Raw genomic sequence first — 18,137 nt, 5'->3', positions numbered from 1 at the left:
ATCTTTGACGAGATTCACATACGATACAGAATATATTCACACCAGATAGTTAGCAATACAAGAATAGTTTGTTCCAATTTTATGAGGCATGTGTAAAACATCCACTACCAACAGGGATATACTTTTGCAAAGCCACTATAAATTTTTTATTTTGTGCTTTCAGTTCGGGGCTTCGGTACGTTTCTCCCGGTAGAATATAGCGAATGGTCGCTTCATCATCGGTCGAATTGCACCCCTTTTGAACAATGATTTTAAAAAAGGTATTTCCTGTATTTTCAAGAACCCCTTTCTGCTCATCCAGCATATAATGCAAATTCATTTTTCGTGGCCGAACAACCAGAATGGTTTCCAGTGCGATAGCTGGTATCGCTTCGCTCTTTTTACCCCTGTTGCGCTCCGGGAAAAGGGTGATGGGCATTTCAGTAAACTGCACACGGTAGTAGCGCTCCTTGTCATCCTGCGGACCACGATAGAAAATCTTGAAAAACTCTCCTGCATCCGGTGCAAGCGAGAAATTAAGCGGTGCAAACAGTAATTCGCCCTCTTCGATAGCCTGGCGACGCTCCCCGCCAGGCCCGGGCTTATCAATTTTCACCGCCGAAATGCTGTAAATATTCTGCTTGTGGCTGTCATTAAAAACACGTTTGCTGATAAAGGATTTATCCGCCGCCATGTCAAAAATGGTTGAATCAAGATACAAGGCGCGTGCGGGCAGGCTAAATAACGCCAGGAGAGCCAAACCAGTAACGATCATAGCCACACGCCATCCGGTCATTTTGTCACCCCTACCCAGTTCGCCATGACTTTTATCTCCCCACTGGCGCTGACAACGCCTTCCCAGTCAGAACCTGATACCGTTAAAGCAGAGCGAGAATCGTCCATCGGAAAGAGCAGTGATAAACGGGTATTGAAGTAACTCCCGTCATCAGTGTTGTTGGCGTCCCAGGGCGTTTGTTGCCACAGAGCATCATTCAGGCTTATGGCCGCTTCACCACAGCTATTTCTTGCCTGAGTCACACTACCTGACTGGTTGTTATACTCAAGATAGGCCGGTATCGGCACACTTACTCCACCTTGTGCGGACGTAAACAGGCAGTACGGCGTGTCATTTAACGTTGTGCTATCGCCAATAACTTGCGCGGTAATGCTGTCAGCCTGGCGAGGGCCTGAAACAGTAACGGTATAATCCATTCTTATTGGCGTATCCTCGCCAATAGTGCCGCTACCGCTAGCAGACGTTGTATTATTAGATGAAATAATACTTATCCCATACTCCTTAGGTACGATATTAAGCTGTAACGAAGGCGTGAACTGGTAATAACCTGACTCAGGTGTTAGAGCATTAGTAAACGCAAAGGTAAACGGCTGGCTATTCGTAATACTGACGCCCGCATTGACCAGATTTTTGAGAAATGTCTGCGACAAAAAGAGGTACACATATTCACCGCTGGTGGTGAACACGTTGTAATACGCCGTCGATGCACTGAAGTTATACCATGTGGAGCCATTACCGGAATACCGCACGGTGGCCGCTGCAGGGGTAAATCCAAGCGCTGTTGAATCCACATACGCCCTGAACGTCAATGATGCCGTCAGGTTAGCTGTCTGCTGAAGATTATAGCTGACCATTTTGCAGATAACACCGCTCACGTTACTGACGACGCCCAACTCACAGGCACCTGAATCATTGGTAATACTCGGCGTGCCGTCGCTGGCAATCCACAGCTCCTGGAAGGCGCTGGTCGATTCCAGTGCCAGATGGCCGCGTTTGGTTAACGTGTAGTTTACGTAGTTCCAGCGTCCTGAGGACTGATCTTTGCAGCGCTCGCCTGCCGCGTAATCATAATTGACCGAGGTATAACAGCGATTGAAAACATATGTTTCGCTACTTCCGGTGGCCATATTGCGGAAATATTCGTAGGCAGAGTCACTCAGGGAGGCAAACCCATATGCCCCGCCGACCACACCGGCGACAGACCCGACCTGAGCATGGTAGAAACCGTTGCTGTCCGTTCCCTGACCCGTAATATACCCTGTCGTTGGGCACTGCGTTCCACTGTAGCAACGAATACCGCTAAACGGTCCATCGATTGGGGAATTATCAATCCACATATCCTGATAGTTATTCGCCGGTGCCGTCCAACCTACGTAGCCTAAATAGCCTAGACTTACCTGGAAGTTCCATATTTCACCCAGGTATTCGACCCGCTGAAACGTGGATCAAGCGAGGAAGGAGTAATAAAGTACTCACCATCAATGGCATTTTCGATAAACATAAAATTATTACTGACAGATCCGGAGGATGTCGCCGTCAACGCTTTCGCTGTAAAGGGTGTTAAGGCACCGACAATGAGTAAAGGAATAATAATATTTGCACTTTTTTTCATAGAATTACCTCTGCGCCATTGTCGATTGCAGTGCACATTTAACATCACCCACCCACGCAGCCCCCCTGGCTTTATCCAGATCCAAATCGGCTTCACAGATACTTCCATTAGCTGATACCAGGGTAATGATGGGATACTTTTTATCGATATCGATCGCAAACTCACCTTTCCCGTCAGTCCGAGTTTTGCCTATGTGATTATGGATATCTGTGTTCGCCGCCAGTTGCCCATCGGGATAGCGGACGCGACCAAATACGGTCACCATACTTTTCACTTCCGGTGCAACAACGCTCACATTCCCTGGATACAAGTTCATCGCGTGTTTGCGTCCGGAAACAATATCGAAGCTGTCTTCGGAGTTCCGGTCGTTCATAATTTCCAGTTTGTATTGCGCATACGGAGGGAGCGCAATAAAGGTCGATTTACCGCTCAACAGGTAATTGCGGTTATTGACTTTTGCTGCCAGTTTTCCATCGCCTGCCAGACCCGTTTTAACAATGATCCCCGAGCGTTGTCGCTCATTACTCAGACCAACATCACCGCCAGCCCAGGCTATTGCCCCGAGAGAAGAGAAGTTCATGTTAGTCGAGTTATCTGCTGAACGAGTGACAGAGACCGTCCCGGCGTTATATTGGGTGCTGTAACTGACATTGCCATTGACGGAATAATCGTTGCCGTAATTCTGCTCTCCGCTCAGGCGCGTCGAGGCAGAAACGCCTGCTGAGGTGATTGGGCCATCTTTAAACTGTTTACGAGCGCTGATATTGCCCTGCGTCGCACCGTAACGATCGCGCGATGCGCCCACACTTAACCAGGAGGCCAGTGGTAACGAGAAGTCCAGGCTGACATAACGCTCCTGACGACCGTCATCATTCGTGTTGTTATAGAAGTAGCGCTGTACACCCGCCCGCAGACCGACAGTGGCATACCGTCCGGCATAAAGTGTTGTGCTGTAATCTATATTGCGATACTTATTGCCTGAATAGCGGTTTTCCGTCTGGCTTAGCGTTAGCGATCCTCCGTGTGGAATAACGCTTCCCAGGTTGATCGTGCCGCCAATGGAGTAGTTATCACGTTCTTGCACCGGCAAACGGTCACCAATTTTGCTGTCTTCCCGAGAGGCCCACACTGAGCCAAATCCACCGGGTGCGCTGACATTCACATTGCTGACATTTCGCCAGGTTCCATCATTTGCCAGCATCGTTTGCGCACCCACACTCACGTATTCGTTCACATTTAACGTGATATCAGTTTCGTTAACCGCATTGGAATCAAAACCGTAAAGCGTTGACTTCATATTCAGGCCGGAAAGCACCGCCAGCGTCAGAGAAGCCGCGCCCCCTCCAATCCAGCTCTGTTCACTGCCTAAGTCACGGTAATGATTGCGCTTATAACTGACGCGATCGTAATCAAGCGAACCGCCAAAGACCTGCCATGAGATCTCATGCAGCCCCGCCGCCTGCTGGCGTGAGAAGATTTTATTTACGCGACTCATGCGGGTATTGACCGTGCGCCCATTGACGACAATATCCACCGTAACGTCGTACACCCCGTAAGGGAAACGGCTGGTGTCAATTTCGTAGCTGCCCATGTTAAAGTTCTGAACGCTCAGCAGGCGTCCGTCACGAAATACATGCACCTCCCCAGCTGCCGGTAAAAAGACCGTAATCGGGGTCAGCGAAAGGGAGGTATTTTCGACAACGGTGCTGCCTTTATTTCCGTAGCTTGCACCGTAGATTTTTCCGCCGTTTAAGGCGTTAAGACTGGCAATAGACTGGACATTCCACGTATCAAGCATTCCTAATGCCAGGCGATAACCTTCGTAATCGCGCTCGTACATCGCCCGATAAACGTTGCTGGAACCATTACTTTCACCAATACCATATACCGAACCATTAATATTAAAATGGTGCTCACGAAGTGACGTTGTATTATCCAGCGTTAAATAGCTGCGGGAACTGTTGCCGTTTTGATAATCATTGTAATAGGTACCAAAACTGTAATTGAGCACGTTAGTTAACCGGTCAACGCTTGACGGACCTAACAAGGAGCTGCGCGCCACAACAGCCTCGGTCAACGCGTCCCTGCTGACGATCATCTCCAGGTGGAACGATGAAATGTTCAGTTGAAGACGTGCTTCAGGCGTAAGGGCAATAGCGGTGTTGTCCTTAAATTTCACATTGCCTATTTTTTCTACCATCTCGCGCGTTTTATCCGCCAGCACAGCATTGTTTGGCAAGTCAGAAACCATTATCGATTTGACTGTAATATTCCCGTCAACCAATGAGATCACCGCATCAGCAATTTTTTGCTGGCTTTTTTCGTCCGTCTCTTGATACCGAATAAACACCGGAACTGTCATCCCTTGCTCCAGAGAGCGCGCAAAAGTACCAGGAATGACATAATGACCAATTTTAACGGGGGCGGAATGAACGGCCCCTGGTGTTAACGCTAAAGAGAGAAATACACTCCCTCCAATAAAATATTTAAATGACATATGCATCCTTACACTTCAGCATTTTATTATTGGCACCGGTAATGGCGTCGTGCATTACTTCACTGTAATAAATTGCTTGCCATGCCAAATGCCAATACGAGTGCGGCTGTTTGATACATCGCTTTTTTGAAGCCTTATTTTGGTTCCAGGCATAACGTAATAGCGTTCCCGACATCCCCGCCCCTGGTCCTGAGTGGGATCCTTACACACGCCATAGGCAATCACGCGGAAAGAGACATTGCCTTTGTTGATGATCAAATCGTCCTGACGACTGTAGTTGAAGCGCTCATTACGCGGAGCTACAACTAAAATAGTCCCAATTTCCGCTGAAGCCGTTGCCGTCGCGGCTTTGCCCGCTTTCGTTGCTGCGCTTTCGCTCACAGGTTCATCGATCCATTGCAGGCGATAATAGCGTTCTTTATCATCCTCTGGCCCTTTATAGAAAAAGCGGAAAACATCTTTCGCGTCGCCTGGAAGAATAAGGCTGGCGGGTGTAGACAGTAATTCGCCTGGATTAATGCTTATTTCGGTGCCATCAGGCAACGGTGATGAGAGTCGTTTCACTGTAACGCTGACATAGCGTGCGGAATTCGTCGTGTTGATAATCTCTTTCGATAATGAACTCTGCTCGGAAGTCATTATCGACGTGATATCACCCACATTAATTGCCCAACTGGAAAAAGACGTAGCGATCCCCGCCAATATGGCAAAGGGTAAATATTTATTCATCAGTACATTCCTAAGAAATTCGGGAGAAAAATCTCCCGAATTTTTTCATTCATTACGCAGGCGTGGTCCAGGTCGCGTTGAACTGTACTTTCACATCGCCTGTCCAGTAGCCATCAGGCAAAGCAGAATAGTCAGTGACAGCTGTTGAACCATCAGACGTCGCAGAGGCGATAGAGAACTTAAAGCTGGACTGATCGCTCACGCGTTCAGCACCGTTATAAGCACCGTCAGCCATCAGACTTTCCAGACCAGAAGTTGATGAGGCATTAACCAGAACGGTTTCAGCGGAACTGGAAAGTGCATTACCGTTCCAGGCAACACCGACATCCAGAGTAGATGCATCGCCGCTTGCATTGGTTAGGGTATTGCTAATGACCTGTGCAGTCAGTTCAAAGTCGGTTGCACTTTCCTGTCCCTGGATCGTAATGTCAAAAGCACCATCCTGAGTATTAAAAGCATTCAGACCTTCCGCATACTGGAATGTCAGCGAGTTCAGCGGAGTAACAACCAGCATGCTAGTTGTATCTTTTGTTGCTGTAGCATCCCATGACGCAGTGGCAGATGCAGTAACATCAGCCATTGCATTTGCTGCTGCGAAAACAGAAACCAGAGAGGCCACCAGTAATAATTTTTTCATTTTCTTCTCCTAAGAACAAACGCGCAACCTGGCACATTTCATAATAAGTAACCGGGAAGCTCCATTTAATTGCGAGCGAGAATTGCCGCGCCGAAAAATTATGTTCCGAGATATTGTTAACAGCAACAGCATGAAATTATCAAATCCTCAACATCATTAGGAATTTTCTTGTCTGGAAGATAAGTAAATGCCTACAGATTAGAACTTAAAACCATAAAAATTCATAATTAAGTTTTTAAATCTAAAAAATAATCAAATTAAAGAATTTGCATCCATTCTTGCTTTTTGATGCAAATCAAAATTAAAAAAAGATTCAAAGGATTAAAAAACATTTCAAATCAATAAACTATGAAAACCCTCAGAAAAGAAAAAACTTGTTAAAAAAATGCTACAAAAACAACCCATTTTAGTAAAAAATGAAATATTCCTAACGCAAATAAATAAATCAAGGAAAATTCTTATACGCAACCTAAAAGTAATAACGCACGAGAAATTCATTATTTTCGTGGTTATTTATAAAAATAAGAATATTCCGCGAATAATATAAAAATCCTGGTATTCGAATGATACGGTTTATTTCGCGCATTTATCACAACGTGTTGCTGTTCTTCACCGCTTTCACTCAAAGCGATGAGATAGCATCTTATGCCCGTGCACATGGTGTCACATTGCCCTCTCCGCCATTCAGACAATTCCCGACAGTCTTCCATATTTCCTCCATTTTTCTGCCGACTGACCTGACTAAACTAGTATCATTCCCCGAAGTGTTTCAGGATGAGAACGTATAACGATGAAAGGCAGTCATAAATCCCGCTGGGCAATCGCCGCTGGCATCATTGTGGTGGTCCTTGCCGCCGCCTGGTACTGGCACACTCAATCCGCCGAGCCTTCTACTCCGGCAGGGGCCAGCAGTCAGTCAAAACGCCCTGCGGGCGGGGGTCGTCACGGTATGCGCGGCGGCGCGCTGGCACCGGTTCAGGCGGCCACTGCGGTGAATAAAGCCGTGCCTCGCTATCTCACAGGCCTGGGGACCATTACCGCCGCCAACACCGTTACGGTACGCAGCCGCGTCGACGGTCAGCTCATGGCGATCCACTTCCAGGAAGGTCAGCAGGTGAAAGCTGGCGATTTACTGGCCGAGATCGACCCAAGCCAGTTCAAAGTCGCCTTTGCCCAGGCTCAGGGGCAACTTGCCAAAGACAAAGCCACGCTCGCTAACGCCCGGCGCGATCTGGCGCGCTATCAGCAGTTGGTGAAAACCAACCTGGTCTCTCGTCAGGAGCTGGACACGCAGCAATCGCTGGTCAGCGAAACGCAGGGCACAATCAAAGCTGACGAAGCCGCGGTGGCCAGCGCACAGCTGCAGCTTGACTGGAGCCGCATCACCGCGCCAATTGACGGGCGCGTTGGCCTCAAGCAGGTCGATATCGGCAACCAGATCTCAAGCGGAGATACCACGGGCATCGTGGTCATAACCCAGACCCACCCGATTGATTTAGTCTTCACCCTGCCGGAAAGCGAAATTGCGACGGTGGTGCAGGCGCAGAAAGCCGGAAAGGGGCTGGTGGTGGAAGCCTGGGACCGTACCAACAAGCAGAAATTGAGCGAAGGTTCTTTGCTTAGCCTGGATAACCAGATCGACACCACCACCGGCACCATCAAGCTGAAAGCGCGCTTTAACAACCAGGACGACGCCCTCTTCCCGAATCAGTTTGTAAACGCACGCATGCTGGTGGCGACGGAAGAAAACGCGGTGGTGATCCCCACCGCCGCGCTGCAGATGGGCAACGAAGGTAACTTCGTCTGGGTGCTGAACAGCGACAATAAAGTCAGCAAGCACCTGGTGAAAACCGGGATTCAGGACAGCCAGACGGTTGTGATCAGCGCCGGACTCTCTGCGGGCGACCGCGTGGTGACGGACGGTATCGATCGTCTGACCGAAGGCGCCAAAGTCGAAGTGGTTGAACCCGCGAAACAGGGAGCGAACTCCTGATGCAGGTCATGCCGCCAGGCGCAACAGGTGGGCCATCACGCCTGTTTATTCTGCGCCCTGTTGCCACCACGCTGCTGATGGTGGCGATTCTGCTCGCCGGGATTATTGGCTATCGCTTCCTGCCCGTCTCGGCGCTGCCGGAAGTGGATTACCCCACCATTCAGGTCGTTACCCTCTATCCTGGCGCCAGCCCGGATGTGGTGACCTCCGCCATTACCGCTCCGCTGGAACGCCAGTTTGGTCAGATGTCGGGCCTGAAACAGATGTCATCGCAAAGCTCCGGTGGGGCATCGGTGGTAACGCTGCAGTTCCAGCTCTCGCTGTCACTGGACGTGGCCGAGCAGGAGGTGCAGGCTGCGATCAACGCCGCCACCAACCTGCTGCCGTCAGACCTGCCTAACCCGCCGGTCTACAGCAAAGTAAACCCGGCGGATCCGCCGATCATGACCCTTGCTGTCACCTCTTCCGCCATGCCAATGACGCAGGTGGAAGACATGGTCGAAACCCGCGTGGCGCAGAAAATTTCCCAGGTCTCCGGCGTCGGGCTGGTAACGCTGGCGGGCGGACAACGCCCGGCGGTGCGCGTGAAGCTTAACGCGCAGGCCATCGCTGCGCTGGGGCTGACCAGCGAAACCATCCGCACCGCCATCAGCAACGCCAACGTCAACTCGGCGAAAGGCTCGCTGGACGGCCCCACCCGCGCCGTGACGCTCTGGGCCAACGATCAGATGCAGTCTGCCGATGAGTACCGTCAGCTGATTATTGCCTACCAGAACGGTGCGCCGGTACGTCTGGGTGACGTCGCCACCGTTGAACAAGGCGCGGAAAACAGCTGGCTGGGTGCGTGGGCCAACAAACAGCAGGCGATTGTGATGAACGTGCAGCGCCAGCCGGGCGCTAACATCATTGAAACCGCCGACAGCATTCGCACCATGCTCCCGCAGCTTATTGAAAGCCTGCCAAAATCGGTCACGGTGAAGGTGCTTTCCGACCGTACCACCAACATTCGCGCGTCGGTTACCGATACCCAGTTTGAGCTGATGCTGGCGATTGCGCTGGTGGTGATGATCATCTATCTGTTCCTGCGCAACGTACCGGCAACCATCATTCCCGCCGTTGCCGTGCCGCTCTCGCTGGTGGGAACATTTGCCGTGATGGTGTTCCTCGATTTTTCGATCAACAACCTGACGCTGATGGCGCTCACCATCGCCACCGGCTTCGTGGTGGATGATGCCATCGTTGTGATCGAGAACATCTCGCGCTATATCGAGAAAGGCGAAAAACCGCTGGCCGCTGCGCTGAAAGGTGCGGGCGAGATCGGATTTACCATTATCTCGCTGACCTTCTCGCTGATTGCGGTGCTGATCCCGCTGCTGTTTATGGGCGATATCGTCGGGCGGCTGTTCCGCGAGTTTGCCGTCACGCTGGCGGTCGCCATTCTGATCTCTGCCGTGGTGTCGCTGACCCTGACGCCAATGATGTGCGCCCGTATGCTGAGCCATGAATCCCTGCGCAAGCAAAACCGTTTCTCTCGCGCCTCTGAGCGGATGTTCGAACGGATCATTGCCGCTTACGGCCGGGTGCTGGCAAAAGTGCTTAACCACCCGTGGGCGACGCTCGGCGTGGCACTCGGCACGCTGGCACTCAGCGTCATGCTGTGGATCGTTATCCCGAAAGGCTTTTTCCCCATCCAGGACAACGGCATTATTCAGGGCACGCTTCAGGCGCCCCAGTCGGTCTCCTTCGCCAGTATGGCGCAGCGTCAGCAGCAGGTCTCTGACATCATCATGAAAGATCCGGCGGTGGAAAGCCTGACCGCGTATGTGGGCGTCGATGGCACCAACCCGTCGCTGAACAGTGCGCGTCTGCAAATCAACCTCAAGCCGCTGGATGACCGCGACGATCGGGTCAACGCCGTTATTGAGCGGCTGCAAACTGCCGTGGCGCGCGTGCCGGGGATTGAACTTTACCTGCAGCCAATTCAGGATTTGACCATCGATACCCAGGTCAGCCGCACGCAGTACCAGTTCACGCTTCAGGCGACCAGCCTTGATGCGCTGAGCACGTGGGTACCGCAACTGGTCAACAAACTCAAGGCGCTGCCGCAGCTTTCTGACGTCAGCAGCGACTGGCAGGACAAAGGGCTGGCGGCATATGTGAACGTCAATCGCGATACTGCCAGCCGGCTGGGCATCACCATGTCCGACGTGGACAACGCGCTCTATAACGCCTTTGGTCAGCGCCTCATCTCCACCATTTATACCCAGGCAAATCAGTATCGCGTGGTGCTGGAACACAACACCGATAACACGCCCGGCCTGGCCGCGCTGGACTCGGTGCGCCTGACCAGCAAAGACGGTGGTATTGTGCCGTTAAGCGCCATAGCCAGCGTGGAGGAGCGTTATACGCCGCTGTCGATTAACCATCTCGATCAGTTCCCGTCCACCACCATCTCGTTCAACGTACCGGACAACTATTCGCTGGGCGAAGCGGTCGAGGCCATTCTGGGCGCGGAGAAAGAACTCAACTTCCCGTCTGATATTCAGACCCAGTTCCAGGGCAGCACCCTGGCGTTCCAGGCTGCGCTGGGCAATACCATCTGGCTGATCGTGGCTGCCGTGGTGGCGATGTACATCGTCCTTGGGGTGCTGTACGAAAGCTTTATCCACCCAATCACCATCCTCTCTACCCTGCCGACTGCCGGGGTGGGTGCGCTACTGGCCCTGATGCTGGCGGGCAGCGAACTGGACGTCATCGCCATTATCGGCATCATTCTGCTTATCGGGATCGTGAAGAAAAACGCCATCATGATGATCGACTTCGCCCTTGCCGCCGAGCGCGAGCAGGGCATGTCGCCGCGAGACGCCATCTTCCAGGCCTGTCTGTTGCGTTTTCGTCCGATCCTGATGACCACGCTCGCCGCCCTGCTGGGCGCGCTGCCGCTGATGCTCAGCACCGGCGTCGGTGCAGAGCTGCGCCGTCCGCTGGGTATCGGTATGGTCGGTGGTCTGCTGGTGAGCCAGGTGCTGACGCTGTTCACCACGCCGGTGATTTACCTGCTGTTTGACCAACTGGCCCTGTGGACTAAAAGCCGCTTCCCGAAACGTGAAGAGGAGGCGTAAGTGAAGTTTTTCGCCCTCTTCATTTACCGCCCGGTGGCGACGATTTTAATCTCGCTCGCCATTACGCTGTGCGGCGTGCTGGGCTTCCGCCTGCTGCCGGTGGCCCCCCTGCCGCAAGTGGATTTTCCGGTGATCATGGTCAGCGCATCGCTGCCGGGCGCGTCGCCAGAGACCATGGCCTCGTCGGTTGCCACGCCACTGGAACGCTCGCTCGGGCGAATTGCGGGGGTCAACGAGATGACCTCCAGCAGCTCGCTCGGCAGCACGCGCATCATTCTGGAGTTCAGCTTCGACCGGGATATTAACGGTGCGGCGCGCGACGTGCAGGCGGCCATCAACGCCGCGCAAAGCCTGCTGCCGAGCGGAATGCCAAGCCGCCCGACCTACCGTAAAGCCAACCCGTCCGACGCGCCGATCATGATCCTGACGCTGACCTCGGACACCTATTCCCAGGGGCAGCTCTACGACTTTGCGTCGACCCAACTGGCGCAGACGATCTCACAAATAAACGGCGTGGGTGACGTGAGCGTTGGCGGTAGCTCCCTGCCCGCCGTGCGCGTCGGCCTGAACCCGCAGGCGCTGTTTAACCAGGGCGTGTCGCTGGATGACGTGCGCTCCGCCATCAGCAGCGCCAACGTGCGCAGGCCGCAGGGGGCGATAGAGAGCAACAGCCACCGCTGGCAGATCCAGACCAACGACGAGCTCAAAACCGCCGCCGAATATCAGCCGCTCATCATCCACTACAATAACGGCGCGGCGGTACGTTTAAGCGACGTAGCCAGCGTCACCGACTCGGTGCAGGACGTGCGCAACGCCGGGATGACCAACGCCAAACCGGCCATCTTGCTGATGATCCGCAAGCTGCCGGAAGCCAATATTATCGAAACGGTAAACAGCATTCGCGCGCATCTGCCGGAGTTACAGAAGACCATCCCGGCCGCTATTGATCTGCAGATTGCCCAGGATCGTTCGCCGACCATTCGCGCCTCGCTTGAAGAGGTGGAACAGACGCTGGTGATCTCCGTCGGGCTGGTGATCCTGGTGGTGTTCCTGTTTCTGCGCTCGGGCCGCGCAACGCTTATTCCCGCCGTTGCGGTACCGGTGTCGCTGATTGGTACCTTCGCCGCCATGTACCTGTGCGGCTTTAGCCTGAATAACCTGTCGCTGATGGCGCTGACCATCGCCACCGGCTTTGTGGTCGATGACGCCATCGTGGTGCTGGAGAATATTTCCCGCCATCTGGAAGCCGGGGTAAAACCGCTGCAGGCCGCCCTGCAGGGCACGCGCGAAGTGGGCTTTACGGTGCTCTCCATGAGCCTGTCGCTGGTGGCGGTATTCCTGCCGCTGCTGCTGATGGGCGGGCTGCCGGGGCGACTGCTGCGCGAATTTGCCGTCACCCTTTCGGTGGCTATCGGCATCTCGCTGATTATCTCGCTAACGCTCACGCCAATGATGTGCGGCTGGATGCTTAAGCGCAGCAAACCGCACTCGCAGCCGCGTCGTAAAGGGTTTGGCCGTTTCCTGTTGGCAATGCAGGAAGGGTACGGAAAATCGCTGAAGTGGGTGCTCAACCATACGCGGCTGGTTGGTCTGGTGCTTGTTGGCACCATCGCGCTCAACGTCTGGCTGTATATCTCCATCCCGAAAACCTTCTTCCCGGAGCAGGACACCGGCGTGCTGATGGGCGGCATCCAGGCTGACCAGAGTATTTCCTTCCAGGCGATGCGCGGCAAGCTGCAGGATTTTATGAAGATCATCCGCGAAGACAAGGCGGTGGATAACGTCACCGGCTTTACCGGCGGGTCACGCGTTAACAGCGGGATGATGTTTATCACCCTTAAGCCGCGCGGCGAGCGCAATGAAACGGCGCAGCAGGTGATAGACCGGCTGCGAATGAAGCTCGCCAAAGAGCCAGGCGCCAACCTGTTTTTGATGGCCGTTCAGGATATCCGCGTGGGCGGACGTCAGGCGAACGCCAGCTACCAGTACACCCTGCTCTCTGACGATCTGGCCGCGCTGCGCGAGTGGGAGCCCAAAATCCGTAAAGCGCTGGCCGCCCTGCCGCAGCTGGCGGACGTGAACTCCGATCAGCAGGACAACGGGGCAGAGATGGCGTTGACCTACGATCGTGAAACCATGTCGCGGCTGGGCATTAACGTTGAAGCCGCCAACAGTCTGCTGAACAACGCCTTTGGCCAGCGCGAGATTTCCACCATCTATCAGCCAATGAACCAGTACAAGGTGGTGATGGAAGTGGACCCGCGCTATACCCAGGACATCAGCGCGCTGGATAAAATGTTTGTCATTAACAACGACGGTAAAGCGATCCCGCTCTCTTACTTCGCCAGCTGGCGGCCCGCTAACGCGCCGCTCTCTGTGAACCATCAGGGGTTGTCGGCAGCGTCCACGATCTCCTTTAACCTGCCCACCGGCTCGTCGCTTTCCGAGGCCAGCGAGGCCATCGACCGTGCCATGACCCAGCTCGGCGTGCCCTCGACCGTGCGCGGCAGTTTTGCCGGGACCGCACAGGTCTTCCAGGAGACGATGAATTCGCAGGTGATTTTGATTCTGGCGGCCATTGCCACGGTCTATATCGTGCTTGGCGTGCTGTATGAGAGCTATGTTCATCCGCTGACCATTCTCTCGACGCTGCCGTCGGCAGGCGTGGGGGCGTTGCTGGCGCTGGAGCTGTTTGGCGCGCCCTTTAGCCTCATCGCCTTAATCGGGATCATGCTGTTAATTGGTATTGTGAAGAAAAACGCCATCATGATGGTGGATTTTGCGCTGGAGGCTCAGCGTAACGGCAACCTGACGCCAGAAGAGGCAATTTTCCAGGCCTGCCTGCTGCGTTTTCGTCCGATCATGATGACCACGCTGGCGGCGCTGTTTGGCGCGCTGCCGCTGGTGATCTCCGGTGGCGATGGTTCAGAGCTGCGCCAGCCGCTGGGGATCACTATTGTCGGTGGGCTGGTGATGAGTCAGCTCCTGACGCTCTACACCACGCCGGTGGTCTATCTGTTCTTTGACCGCCTGCGGCTGCGTTTTTCACGTAAAAACAGAACCACGGTGACCGGGTAAATGACTGATCTTCCCAGTAACGTTCGCTGGCAATTATGGATAGTGGCCTTCGGCTTTTTTATGCAGTCGCTGGATACCACCATCGTCAATACCGCCCTCCCCTCAATGGCAAAAAGCCTGGGGGAGAGCCCGCTGCACATGCATATGGTGATTGTCTCCTATGTGCTGACCGTTGCCGTGATGCTCCCTGCCAGCGGCTGGCTGGCGGACAAAGTGGGGGTGCGCAATATCCTCTTCACCGCTATCGTGCTGTTTACCGCGGGGTCGCTGTGTTGCGCGATGGCGAATACGCTGGATCAACTGGTGATGGCACGCGTTCTGCAGGGCGTTGGCGGAGCCATGATGGTGCCGGTCGGGCGGCTGACGGTGATGAAGATCGTCCCGCGCGAGCAGTATATGGCGGCAATGACTTTTGTGACCTTACCAGGCCAGGTGGGTCCGCTGCTTGGTCCGGCGCTGGGCGGGATACTCGTGGAATATGCCTCCTGGCACTGGATTTTCCTCATCAACCTGCCGGTGGGTATTATTGGTGCTATCGCCACCCTGGCGTTGATGCCCAACTACACCCTGCAGACGCGGCGCTTTGATGTAGTCGGTTTTCTGTTGCTCGCCACCGGTATGGCGACGCTGACCCTCGCTCTCGACGGGCAAAAAGGGCTGGGAATCTCCTCACTGACGCTCGCCATTCTGATCGTTATCGGGATGAGCGCCATTTTGTGGTATCTGTGGCATGCCAGAGGAAACGACCGGGCGCTGTTCAGCCTGACGCTGTTTAAAAACCCTACCTACCGGCTTGGCCTGTTCGGAAGTTTTGCGGGGCGCGTGGGCAGCGGCATGCTGCCGTTTATGACACCCGTGTTCCTGCAAATCGGTATGGGCTTTTCACCGTTTCACGCGGGGCTGATGATGATCCCGATGGTGCTGGGCAGCATGGGAATGAAGCGCATTGTGGTGCAGGTGGTTAACCGCTTTGGCTATCGCCACGTGCTGGTCACCGCCACGCTGGGGCTGGCACTGGTCAGCCTGCTGTTTATGGCCGTAGCGCTGATGGGCTGGTACTACGCCCTGCCGCTGGTGCTGTTCTGCCAGGGCATTATTAACTCCATGCGCTTCTCGTCGATGAACACCCTGACGCTGAAGGATCTGCCGGACGAACTGGCAAGCAGCGGCAACAGTTTGCTGTCGATGATCATGCAGCTCTCCATGAGCGTGGGGGTCACCATTGCCGGTTTACTGCTCGGCATGTACGGTCAGCACCATCTCAGCGTCGACACGCCGGTGGCGCATCAGGTCTTTTTATACACGTATCTCAGCATGGCGGTTATCATCGCCCTGCCCGCTTTCATCTTCGCCCGTGTGCCGGATGATACCCGTAAGAACGTCGTTATCCGGCGCAGTAAAAGGAGTGGATCATGAAATTCTGGCGTCCGGGCATTACCGGTAAGCTCTTTCTGGCAATTTTTGCCACCTGTATTGTCCTGCTGATCACCATGCACTGGGCCGTACGGCTCAGCTTTGAGCGCGGTTTTATCGATTACATTAAGCATGGTAATGAGCAGCGCCTGCAGGGTTTGAGCGATGCACTGAGCGAGCAGTATGCCCAGCACGGGAACTGGCGTTTTTTGCGCAACAATGACCGTTTTATCTTCCAGATCCTGCGCTCGCTGGAGCACGATAGCGGCGATGACCGCCCCGGCCCGGGCATGCCGCCCCACGGCTGGCGCACCCAGTTCTGGGTGATCGACCAGGATATGCGCACGCTGGTTGGCCCACGTGCGCCCATTCCCCCGGACGGCACCCGGCGGGCAATCAAAGTGAATAACGCTACCGTCGGCTGGGTTATCGCCTCGCCAGTGGAACGCCTGACGCGCAACACCGATATCAACTTCGATCGTCAGCAGCGCCGGGCCAGTTGGCTGATCGTCATCCTATCCACGCTGCTGGCCGCGCTTGCCACCTTCCCGCTGGCGCGGGGCCTGCTCGCCCCGGTGAAAAGGCTGGTGGAAGGCACGCATAAACTGGCCGCCGGGGATTTTTCCACCCGCGTGGACACGCGCAGCCAGGATGAGCTGGGCAAGCTGGCGCAGGATTTTAACCAGCTCGCCAGTACGCTGGAGAAAAACCAGCAGATGCGGCGCGATTTTATGGCCGATATTTCACACGAGCTGCGCACCCCGCTGGCAGTGCTGCGCGGCGAACTGGAGGCCATTCAGGACGGCGTGCGCAAGTTCACGCCCGAATCCGTGGCCTCGCTGCAGGCGGAAGTGGGTACGCTGACCAAACTGGTAGACGATCTGCACCAGCTCTCCATGTCAGACGAAGGGGCGCTGGCCTACCAGAAAGCACCGGTGGACGTGATCAACATTCTGGAGGTTATCAGCGGGGCTTTCCGCGAACGTTTTGCCAGCCGCAACCTGACCATTGACCTCTCCCTGCCGGACAGCGCGGTGGTGTTTGGCGATAAAGATCGTCTGATGCAGCTCTTCAACAACCTGCTGGAAAACAGCCTGCGCTACACCGACAGCGGTGGCGGACTGCACATCTCCGGCAGACAGGAAAACGGCCGCTTCGCCCTCACCTTTGCCGACTCCGCTCCCGGCGTGCAGGATGCGCAGCTGGAAAAACTGTTTGAACGTTTTTATCGCACCGAAGGCTCCCGCAACCGTGCCAGCGGCGGCTCCGGGCTGGGACTGGCGATTTGCGTTAATATCGTCGAGGCGCACAATGGCACCCTGCGTGCCGCCCATTCGCCTTTTGGCGGGGTTAGCATTACAGTAGTGTTACCGCTGGAACGGGATTTATCGAGAGAAGCATGACCGAATTACCGATTGACGAAAACACGCCACGCATTTTGATTGTGGAAGACGAGCCTAAGCTTGGACAGTTACTGATCGACTATTTACGTGCGGCCAGCTACGCCCCGTCGCTTATCAGCCATGGCGATCAGGTGTTACCGTACGTGCGCCAGACGCCGCCGGATCTGATCCTGCTGGATCTGATGCTCCCCGGCACCGATGGCCTGACCCTGTGCCGGGAAATTCGTCGCTTCTCCGACGTGCCGATCGTCATGGTGACGGCAAAAATCGAAGAGATCGACCGCCTGCTGGGACTCGAAATTGGCGCGGACGATTACATCTGCAAACCCTACAGCCCGCGTGAAGTGGTCGCCCGCGTGAAAACCATTCTGCGTCGCTGTAAACCGCAGCGCGAGCTTCAGGTACTGGACGCCGAAAGCCCGCTGATTGTTGATGAGAGCCGCTTCCAGGCCAGCTGGCGCAGCAAGCTTCTCGATCTCACGCCTGCTGAGTTCCGCCTGCTGAAAACCCTTTCCCACGAGCCGGGGAAAGTGTTCTCTCGCGAGCAGCTGCTCAACCACCTGTATGACGATTACCGCGTAGTGACAGACCGCACCATCGACAGCCACATCAAAAACCTGCGCCGTAAGCTGGAGGCGCTCGACGCCGAACAGTCATTTATTCGCGCGGTGTATGGCGTGGGATACCGCTGGGAAGCGGATGCGTGCAGGATTGCATAGCTAAACGCCCCCTCACCCTAACCCTCTCCCCAAAGGGGTGAGGGGCAAAGCTTTACCTCCCTGCCCCGCGGCGCTACAATGCCCGCCCTTAAAGTGGGGGATCTCCCCTTACCGGTGCACCTGGTGCACGCGGATCTGACCTGTCATCAGAACGAGAAT

Annotated in this window: 10 protein-coding genes and 1 pseudogene; 6 read left to right on the top strand and 5 right to left on the bottom strand. The window is 54.7% G+C overall.

Features of this window, described 5'->3' with window-relative positions:
- Positions 1–79 precede the first annotated feature (79 nt).
- The 5 genes and pseudogenes from ACOTZF_RS07665 to ecpA all read right to left on the bottom strand — a co-directional run bounded on the left by ACOTZF_RS07665 (position 80) and on the right by ecpA (position 6,250).
- Positions 80–754 carry a hypothetical protein gene (locus ACOTZF_RS07665; RefSeq protein ID WP_013097894.1) on the bottom strand — a complete coding sequence of 225 codons (675 nt, stop codon included), beginning with the start codon at positions 752–754 and terminating at the stop codon, positions 80–82.
- 17 nt (positions 755–771) lie between these two features.
- Positions 772–2,387: pseudogene (locus tag ACOTZF_RS07660) on the bottom strand (fimbrial protein).
- 4 nt (positions 2,388–2,391) lie between these two features.
- On the bottom strand, positions 2,392–4,884 hold the full coding sequence (locus ACOTZF_RS07655) for a TcfC E-set like domain-containing protein (protein ID WP_013097896.1): 2,493 nt from the start codon (positions 4,882–4,884) through the stop codon (positions 2,392–2,394).
- Positions 4,885–4,938: 54 nt separating this feature from the next.
- The gene (locus ACOTZF_RS07650; RefSeq protein WP_129318040.1) at positions 4,939–5,613 is read right to left on the bottom strand and encodes a hypothetical protein; all 675 of its coding nucleotides are present in this window, start codon (positions 5,611–5,613) and stop codon (positions 4,939–4,941) included.
- A gap of 52 nt (positions 5,614–5,665) precedes the next feature.
- Positions 5,666–6,250: a common pilus major fimbrillin subunit EcpA gene (ecpA, locus tag ACOTZF_RS07645; protein ID WP_013097898.1), complete on the bottom strand. Its 585-nt coding sequence runs from the start codon at positions 6,248–6,250 to the stop codon at positions 5,666–5,668.
- 790 nt (positions 6,251–7,040) lie between these two features.
- Here ecpA and ACOTZF_RS07640 point away from each other — a divergent pair.
- The 6 genes from ACOTZF_RS07640 to baeR are packed head-to-tail and all read left to right on the top strand — an operon-like array spanning position 7,041 to position 17,978.
- Positions 7,041–8,243, top strand: a complete 1,203-nt coding sequence (locus ACOTZF_RS07640) for an MdtA/MuxA family multidrug efflux RND transporter periplasmic adaptor subunit (protein WP_129252218.1) — start codon at positions 7,041–7,043, stop codon at positions 8,241–8,243.
- Positions 8,243–11,365 (top strand): MdtB/MuxB family multidrug efflux RND transporter permease subunit, encoded by a 3,123-nt coding sequence (locus tag ACOTZF_RS07635; protein WP_129318039.1) that lies wholly within the window; start codon positions 8,243–8,245, stop codon positions 11,363–11,365. The genes ACOTZF_RS07640 and ACOTZF_RS07635 overlap by 1 nt, the downstream gene beginning before the upstream one ends.
- Positions 11,366–14,443: a multidrug efflux RND transporter permease subunit MdtC gene (mdtC, locus tag ACOTZF_RS07630; RefSeq protein ID WP_310823553.1), complete on the top strand. Its 3,078-nt coding sequence runs from the start codon at positions 11,366–11,368 to the stop codon at positions 14,441–14,443.
- Positions 14,444–15,859 (top strand): MFS transporter, encoded by a 1,416-nt coding sequence (locus ACOTZF_RS07625; RefSeq protein WP_129252214.1) that lies wholly within the window; start codon positions 14,444–14,446, stop codon positions 15,857–15,859.
- Positions 15,856–17,259 carry a two-component system sensor histidine kinase BaeS gene (gene baeS / locus ACOTZF_RS07620; RefSeq protein ID WP_129318153.1) on the top strand — a complete coding sequence of 468 codons (1,404 nt, stop codon included), beginning with the start codon at positions 15,856–15,858 and terminating at the stop codon, positions 17,257–17,259. Before ACOTZF_RS07625 ends, baeS begins: the two co-directional genes overlap by 4 nt.
- Positions 17,256–17,978: a two-component system response regulator BaeR gene (gene baeR / locus ACOTZF_RS07615; protein ID WP_013097904.1), complete on the top strand. Its 723-nt coding sequence runs from the start codon at positions 17,256–17,258 to the stop codon at positions 17,976–17,978. Before baeS ends, baeR begins: the two co-directional genes overlap by 4 nt.
- Positions 17,979–18,137: the final 159 nt, after the last annotated feature.

It is taken from the genome of Enterobacter cloacae complex sp. SHL021 (assembly GCF_049237765.1).
Taxonomy (GTDB): domain Bacteria; phylum Pseudomonadota; class Gammaproteobacteria; order Enterobacterales; family Enterobacteriaceae; genus Enterobacter; species Enterobacter cloacae.
Note: the sequence above shows the minus strand (reverse complement) of the source record. Positions and strands in the feature narration are given on the sequence as shown.